This window comes from Microbacterium sp. MPR-TSA4 (assembly GCF_058792815.1).
Map to the genome: position 1 here is coordinate 1 of NZ_JBXAFF010000075.1, position 6,819 is coordinate 6,819.

The 6,819-nt window shown below is 67.8% G+C and carries 7 protein-coding genes and 1 pseudogene; 3 read left to right on the top strand and 5 right to left on the bottom strand.

The annotated features are described in order from the left end of the window. Positions 1–443 precede the first annotated feature (443 nt). Entirely contained in the window at positions 444–722 is a 279-nt protein-coding gene (locus tag AC1Q49_RS15740) for a hypothetical protein (RefSeq protein WP_198013063.1), read from the top strand. Positions 723–763: 41 nt separating this feature from the next. Then, the gene (locus AC1Q49_RS15745; RefSeq protein WP_492493314.1) at positions 764–1,453 is read left to right on the top strand and encodes a copper resistance CopC family protein; all 690 of its coding nucleotides are present in this window, start codon (positions 764–766) and stop codon (positions 1,451–1,453) included. Between the two features lie 72 nt (positions 1,454–1,525). On the opposite strand, the gene AC1Q49_RS15750 is transcribed toward AC1Q49_RS15745, so the two are convergent. The 5 genes from AC1Q49_RS15750 to AC1Q49_RS15770 form a co-directional block, all read right to left on the bottom strand. Continuing rightward, on the bottom strand, positions 1,526–2,767 hold the full coding sequence (locus tag AC1Q49_RS15750) for an MFS transporter (RefSeq protein WP_016464930.1): 1,242 nt from the start codon (positions 2,765–2,767) through the stop codon (positions 1,526–1,528). Further along, positions 2,764–3,108 (bottom strand): ArsR/SmtB family transcription factor, encoded by a 345-nt coding sequence (locus AC1Q49_RS15755; protein WP_016464931.1) that lies wholly within the window; start codon positions 3,106–3,108, stop codon positions 2,764–2,766. Before AC1Q49_RS15755 ends, AC1Q49_RS15750 begins: the two co-directional genes overlap by 4 nt. Positions 3,109–3,133: 25 nt before the next feature. Then, on the bottom strand, positions 3,134–5,014 hold the full coding sequence (locus AC1Q49_RS15760) for a hypothetical protein (protein WP_137772172.1): 1,881 nt from the start codon (positions 5,012–5,014) through the stop codon (positions 3,134–3,136). 71 nt (positions 5,015–5,085) lie between these two features. Next, the gene (locus AC1Q49_RS15765) at positions 5,086–5,409 is read right to left on the bottom strand and encodes a helix-turn-helix domain-containing protein (protein ID WP_016464934.1); all 324 of its coding nucleotides are present in this window, start codon (positions 5,407–5,409) and stop codon (positions 5,086–5,088) included. Beyond that, positions 5,406–6,500: a tyrosine-type recombinase/integrase gene (locus AC1Q49_RS15770; protein ID WP_016464935.1), complete on the bottom strand. Its 1,095-nt coding sequence runs from the start codon at positions 6,498–6,500 to the stop codon at positions 5,406–5,408. Before AC1Q49_RS15770 ends, AC1Q49_RS15765 begins: the two co-directional genes overlap by 4 nt. 128 nt (positions 6,501–6,628) lie before the next feature. Between AC1Q49_RS15770 and AC1Q49_RS15775 the strand changes: the two are divergent. Beyond that, a pseudogene (locus AC1Q49_RS15775) lies at positions 6,629–6,819 on the top strand (hypothetical protein); the annotation flags it as partial.

Below are 6,819 nucleotides of genomic sequence, written 5' to 3' on the forward strand. Positions count from 1 at the left end.
GTCTGGTGCAACCTCCTTCTTGCGTCTGCGCAGTGTTGTGAGTGCTCACTTTCGGAGTAGTCGCCCTTCCTCCCGCCCAGGCGCGCGTTGCGGGCCCGTTACGGTGGTGTGGTGCAGTCGAGTCGAGCGGCGAGGGGCCCAAGGGTCATTCGTGGTTCGTTCGCTGCGGGAATCGCGACGTTCGTCGCGACGATGTCGCATGCTGCGGGTGGGGACGGGTTGCCGCCGTGGTTGAACGTGCTGGTCGCGTTGGTGCTCGCGTTGCCAGTGTGCGTGTTCCTGGCGGGGCGGGCGTTGTCTTGGTTCCGCCTTGCTGTGGCGGTCTCGATCAGTCAGTTGCTGTTCCATGCGTTGCTGTCTGTTCCCCTCGGGGTCTCGGGTGCGCCCGCCCCGGCGCATGATCACCACGCGATGGGCTCCTCGATGCTGTCGAGCATCGGGTGGTGGCCGTTTCGATGCCGGATCACGCGGTCGCGGACGGGTCGATGTGGGTCGCGCATGTTGTCGCCGCGTTGATCACCGTGTTGATGCTCGGCCGCGGCGAGCAGGCGGTCCTCGCGGTCGCGCAACTACTGGGGCTCGCTGGCCTGGTTGCGTTGCGGTTGTTCGTCCCGTTGCGCCCGTTCCGGGTGGTGCGGGTGTTCGTGGCGGAGCCGGTCCTGGCGTTGCCTGGCCGGTTGTTCTCGGTTGTGCGGTGGCGGGGGCCTCCGGTCGTCTGCTGACGGTCCGATTTCCCTTCTTGTCATCCCTCGCGTGTGCGGCGGTGGTCGTCGCGCGCGCCAACCGAAAGGTGTTTTGCATGTCTGGACGATCTGTCCATCGTTTCCTTGTGGTCGCTGCGGCGGCCGCGATCTCCGCCGGCCTGGTGGTCGGGTCTGCGTCCGCGGCGTCCGCGCATGAGGCGCTGTCGAACACGAACCCCGAATCGGGGGCGACGGTGACCGGCCTGCCCGACATCGAGCTGGTGTTCACCGATGTGATCCTCGACGAGCCGACCGCGGCGAAGACGGTCGTGATCGGCCCCGACGACCGGTATTACGAGACCGGGTGCAGCGACGTCGATCAGGCGGTCATGACGACGCTTGTCGAGCTCGGCGCGGCGGGCGAGTATCGGGTGCTGTGGCGGGCGGTGTCCGGTGACGGGCATCCGATTTCCGACGAGTACTCGTTCACGTATCAGCCCGCCGCCGGTGCTGCTGCGGCCGCGGGGCGTGAGACGCCGGCGTGTGGTGATGACGGTCAGCTGGCCGAGGAGTCCCCGGCCGCTCAGGTCACGGTCGCGCCGAGCGATCTTGCTGCCGAGTCTCCGGCCGCGTCGACTGAGGCGGATGCCGCGGTGGTCGCGGAGGAAGGCGCCCCGGTGTGGGTGTGGGTCGTGGTCGCGGTGGGTGTGGTCGCGGTGGCCGCGATCGTCGCGGCTGTGGTGCGCGGGTTGCGCCGCAAGACCCCGTAAGGCGCAGACGGCCGGTCGGAGATCTCCTGTCTCCGGCCGGCCGTTGTCGTTTCCGCTCGCATCGCGGGGAGCCTATGCCGTCGCGGGCGCTTCAACCTCGGGCGCTGTCGCGGGGATGCGGCGGGCAAGGACGAAGGCGGCGACCAGCCCGCCTCCCGCGATGACCCCGAGGGCCACGGCGGCGAGGATGAGGCTGACCGCGCCGAGCCATCCCGCGATCGGGTAGGTGATCAGGAAGCAGGCGTGGGAAAGGGCGAACTGGGCCGTGTAGACGAGGTTCCGGTTCGCCGGTGTGGAGGCGTCGGCGAGGAGCCGTGACGAGGGGGTGTTCACCAGCGACGTGCCCATGCCGAGGAGCACCCAGGTGCCCAGCAGCAGGAACCAGCCGGTTCCGGTGGTGACCGCGAGGGTCGTGACGGCGATCGCCGCGGTCAGTCCCGCGGTGATGACGATGCCGCCGGCGACCATCACTCGGATCACCCCGAACCGGCCCACGAGGGTCGGGATGGTGAACGCGACGATCAGCGATCCGATGCCGTAGCTGCCGAGCGCGATCGCGAGGGCCGCATCGTCGAGCCCGAACACGCCCCGCGCGTAGACGACGGAGTTGACGAGCACGATGGCGGTCCCGGCGGCGACGATCACGTTCGTGATCATCAGGAACCGCAGCGACGGGGTCCGGGCGAACACCTTGAGCCCGAGCGGGAGCCGCTGCCAGAACGTCGAGCGTGAGGGCTCCGTGTCGCGGGCGGGGAGGCGGGAGGCGAGGACGAGGGTGGCGGAGCACGTGAACCCGATCGCGGTCCCGACGAACAGGTTGTTGTAGCTGATCACTGTCAGCAGTGCCGCGGCGATCGTGGGACTCAGGATCGCCTCGAGGTCGTAGGCGAGCCGTGAGAGCGACAGGGCCTTCGTGTAGTCCTTCGCCTCCGGAAGCACGGCCGGGATAAGCGACTGGAACGCCGGGGTGAACGTCGCTGATGCGGACTGCAGCACGAACACGAGCACGTAGATTTGCCAGGTCTCGGTCACGAACGGCAGCATCAACGCGATCGCCAGGCGGATCAGGTCGGCGCCGACGAGCACCGCCTTCTTCGGTAGCCGGTCGACGAGAGCGGCAACGAGGGGCGCGACGCCCACGTAGGCGACCATCTTGATCGTCAACGCGGTGCCCAACACCGACCCGGCCGCGGACCCCGCGATATCGAACGCGAGCAGGCCGAGCGCGACGGTCAGCAGGCCCGTGCCGACGAGCGCGATCACCTGCGCGGAGAACAGCTTCGCGTAGGTGCCGTTGCGGAGAACGGTGATCATGCGTGGTGCCCCGGCGTCTCCTCGACGGTGTGCTCCGCCTGGCGGATCGCTTCGACCACCAGCCGGGTCGCGTGTTCGTCCGTGAGCCGGTAGAACATCCGGTTCCCCTCCTGACGGACCCGCACGAGCTTTCCCCACCGCATCTTCGCCAGATGCTGAGACACCGCCGCGGGGCTCCGGTCGACGATGTCCGCCAGGTGGTTCACCGAGAGCTCCTCGCCCTGCAGCGCGAGGACGATCCGAATCCGGGTCGCGTCCGCGAGGAGACGGAACACCTCGACCGCGATGTCGACGAAGTCGTTCGCGGGAGTGAGGTCATCAGGAAAAGTATCTACGTGCATACGCAGATACTAATGCAGATTGGGGTTAGTCGAGACGGAGTGCGGGGTATCCGGAGTAGGCGGCCGCGGCGAGGGTTTGCCAGCGGTTGGCGACGCCGGTGCTGATGCCGGTGAGGTCGGAGAGGGGGCCGGCGGGCATGGTGGCGGCGAGGGCGAGGAGTGCGGCGCCGCGGAGGGAGACGATGCTGCAGCCGAGGGTCTGCAGGTCTTTGACCATCATGCTGTAGTCGGTGTGCGCGCCGGCGCGGAGCTTGGAGGGGAACAGCCAGTCGGAGTCGGTGTCCCAGCGTCGCGGGGCGTCGAGCTGCCGGCGGATCAGGGCGGGGAGCGGGTCGCGGAGCCTCACGGGTGAGGTGCCGATGGTGACGGTCATCTCGTCGCCGGTGTCGGTGATGGCGGTGCGGGTGAGTTTCGCGACGGTGGAGCTGGGGCGTCCGAGGGTGCCGCAGAGCAGGCCGCAGATCCGCGTCCGCAAGGGGATGGTCTCGTCGGTCTCGAAGCGGTGCATCCAGTCCCGGTAGACGGGTATCGGGTAGCTGGTGGAGGGGTCGACCCAGCGGGACGGCGGCGGGCTCATCCGCGTCGCGCGTCCGGTGTCGGCGGCCCAGCGGATGAAGGTGCGGACCTGATCGAGGTGCCGAGGGAACTGTTCTAGGTAGTCCTCGAGGATCGTCTGGGACCCGGTGTGCAGGTCGAGGGCGTTGTCGTGGAGGTAGGTGAGAAACGCCAACGCGATCCGGCAGGAGGAGCGGGCGCGATCGAAGGTGCCGTCACTGAGGCCGTTGCGGGCGATCAGCAGCCGGGTGCGGGCGATGACGGACCATCGGCAGTAGGGGCCGAGGATGCGGGAGATCTCGGCGGGGTGGCCGGTGAGGAACCGGTCGAGCCAGCGTTCGAAGTGCGACCAGGCCTGGTCGCGGGGTGGGAGCACGCCGACGTCGGTGAGGGCGTGACGCATGAGTTCGGCGACTTGGGTGACAGGGTGCTCGTCGAGGTCTTCGTGAGAGATCTCGAGGCGCCCGGTAAGCATGTCGCGGATCAATCGGGCGGAGGCGGAGCGTCGCGGCCATTGGACCATGGATTTCGGCTCGGGGTGGTTCAGGAGCCTGACCCGGAGCGGCTCGAGCACCCCCTGCCGGTCGGGGGTGCCGGCGGCGAAGAGGGCGTCGACGGCGTCGCGGGCGCTGCAGGGATAGCACTTCTTGCCGTGACGGATGTCTTCGATGCCGCAGCTGACGCAGATGAACGGAGATGACCGTCCCGCGCAGGGTGTGCAGGCGAGGGTGCCGTCGTCTGCGACGGATGCGACCAAAGTGACGCGCTGGCATCGGGGGCAGGGTCGGCGCGTGTTGCGGATGACGTTGAAGCAGGGGCTGCAGGTCGCGCCGCCAGTGAACCGCACCCTGACGCGGGCGGTGCGCCCGCAGTGCACGCAGGGTTCGACTTTCCCGGGGGCGCATTCTGGGCAGAGCGGGCCGGCCGCAGTGGTCGTGTGCACCAGGCGTGCGTTGCCGCAGCGGCTGCAGGACTTCTTCGCGTCCGGGAGCCGCCGTCGGCAGTTGTTGCAGAGCGGTTTCCCGCCGCGGCGCAGGCAGACGAGGCGGATCCTGCCGCAGTCGCTGCATTCCTCGGCGCGCAGCACGTCGGTGCAGGGCTTGCAGATGCGCCGATCGTCGGGCCCGCGGCCGATGATCCGTTCTCGTCCGCATCGTTCGCAGACGGGCACCACCACGGCGTGCCCGTTATCGCGAACTCGGCGGAGCAAGCGCTGCACGATCGCGGGCGTCATCCGGTCACCGGCATGGGCGAGGTCGGTGGTGGTCCGGACGTAGCGGGCGATGTGCCCGCGGGTGACGGCGGCGGGCGCGAACTCGACGATGAACTCCGTGAGCGAAGCTTCGCCCATGCTCACCCAGGGTTCGCCCTGCGCGAGGAGATGGTGAACGGTGTCGGGAAGTGCGGTGGTGGGTGGCGAGGTCACTGCTTGTCGGGGCGGACGAGCTTGGCAGGGACCGTCCGCAACGACCCGAGCTCGGTGACCGTTCCGCCGACCACGCGGGTCTGCTTCACGGTGATGTCCTCGAACGTGATGAGGTCGTTGGGGGTGCAGCCGAGGATCACGCAGAGCGCGTCGAGGACTTCCATGTTGAGTCGTTGCGGCGGGCTCGTCACCAGCCGGTAGACCTGCTCTCGGGAGAGGGAGACGCCCTGCTCGGCCAGTAGCGGGCCGAGGTCGGTGGTCTTGAAGATGTCGCGCTCGGCGAGACGCCGACGCAGGTGCCACTCGAACTTGCGGGTCATGCGACGTCCTCCTTCTTTCCGAGCACCCGATCGAGCGCTTCGTGGAACACCCGGTTCTTCCAGTCATCACTGACCGAGGTGTAGATCGCCGTCGTCGACGAGTGATGATGCCCGACCTGCTCCTGAACGAACCTCTCGGCGTAGCCGAACTCGATCAGGTGCGTCACATACGAGTGCCGCAAGCTGTGCAGCGTCAGCATCGGGTCCAAGTCGAGGTCGTCGCGGATCCGCGCGAACCGGACGTCCGCGGTGCGGGTGCTGATCCGGTCGCGGCGCTCGCTCAGCCAAAGCGCCGCGGCGTTGTCCGTCGCGATCCGCGGCCGGACCTCCTCGACCCAGACCTTCAACCCGCGGGTCGCCCACTCGAACTCTGGCAGCGCGAGGATCGTGCGGCGCCGCGGTGGCGAACCTTTCATCGCCTTCCCGTAGCGAACGTGGACCTTCCCGTAAGGGCCCCAGTCGGGCATGTGCGGGTTCGGTCGCAGATCGTTGAGATCGAGCATCACCGCTTCCCGGCGGCGCAGCCCGAACGCGTAGACGGTCTTGAACAGCTGCGCGTCCCTCAGCGCCGGGATCGCCGCCTTCCCGCGGCTCGCGATCAGATCCTCCGCCATCTCATCGGCCCGCGCGAAGAACGCCTCGAGCTCGTCATACCCGAACGGTCGCCGCGATGCGCGCGCTTCGAACTCCGCCAGATGCGAGTGCGTGTTCCACGGGTGGCAGATCTGCGCCGGGACGAGCCCGAACCGCTCGAGGCAGACGTCATGCCAGTCGTAAGTCGGATTGACGAGAAACTCGCAGAACAGCTTCACCATCAGGTGGTAGCCCCGGATCGTGGAATGCGCGACCGGCTGCGGCCGCGACAGCAGCGCAGACGTGAAGTCCTCAACATCCCGCGGACCCCAGTTCCACGGATACTCGCCGGTGAACTCTTGGAACCGTCTCACACCCCACAGCCGCGCCTCAATGGTCGAGGTCGACAGGCCTCGGGACCGCAACGAGATCGCGTACCGATCGAGCATGTCGGTGAACGTGGCCCGCTCGGGGTCGAGTTGCACAACAGGCGCGAGCATCAGCGGGCGCGAAACCATTCACCCTCCAGGGATGCATCAGACGCAACGGAAACGACAGTAAATGTAACACACGGTCAACAGGCGCAACGTCTATTGCGCCTTGCCCCTCAGTTGCATCGGGCGTTACGCCGTGTACGCGGATATCGATGATCTCGCGGCTCGTCAGGCAAAAGCTGGCTCAACGCTGCCCGCGCACAGCCGATCGAGACCGCAATGACCCCGGCTCAAGTCGGCGCCCGACCATCATCAGTAAGCTGGCACGGCTTCGTTTCCGCGCCAGATCAACGATCATGCGCCAACCCGCACAGTTGCAGGAAATGCAACACAGCCCGCTTGT

Coding starts and splice junctions, on each gene's coding strand:
- AC1Q49_RS15765 (WP_016464934.1), bottom strand. CDS start 5,409: ATGACCCGCAAGTTCGAGTGGCACCTGCGTCGGCGTCTCGCCGAGCGC.
- AC1Q49_RS15760 (WP_137772172.1), bottom strand. CDS start 5,014: ATGGGCGAAGCTTCGCTCACGGAGTTCATCGTCGAGTTCGCGCCCGCC.
- AC1Q49_RS15750 (WP_016464930.1), bottom strand. CDS start 2,767: ATGATCACCGTTCTCCGCAACGGCACCTACGCGAAGCTGTTCTCCGCG.
- AC1Q49_RS15755 (WP_016464931.1), bottom strand. CDS start 3,108: ATGCACGTAGATACTTTTCCTGATGACCTCACTCCCGCGAACGACTTC.
- AC1Q49_RS15770 (WP_016464935.1), bottom strand. CDS start 6,500: ATGGTTTCGCGCCCGCTGATGCTCGCGCCTGTTGTGCAACTCGACCCC.